At 43.3% G+C, this 231-nt stretch carries 1 rRNA gene; it reads left to right on the forward strand.

From position 1 onward, the window contains the following. Positions 1–162: 162 nt before the first annotated feature. Positions 163–231 (forward strand): 16S ribosomal RNA (locus FHC52_RS22635); the annotation flags it as partial.

A 231-nucleotide genomic window follows, 5' to 3' on the forward strand; every position in this document is an offset into this window, starting at 1 on the left:
GCGAAAGCCGCGTTGCACTGCTCTTTAACAATTTATCAGACAATCTGTGTGGGCACTCAAAGTGACATGGATTCTTAACGTCGCAAGACGAAAAATGAATACCAAGTCTCTGAGTAAACATGCGTAATTCATTACGAAGTTTAATTCACGAGCATCAAACTTAAATTGAAGAGTTTGATCATGGCTCAGATTGAACGCTGGCGGCAGGCCTAACACATGCAAGTCGAGCGG

The organism is Enterobacter sp. EC_64 (assembly GCF_019584165.1).
GTDB classification, from domain to species: domain Bacteria; phylum Pseudomonadota; class Gammaproteobacteria; order Enterobacterales; family Enterobacteriaceae; genus Enterobacter; species Enterobacter roggenkampii.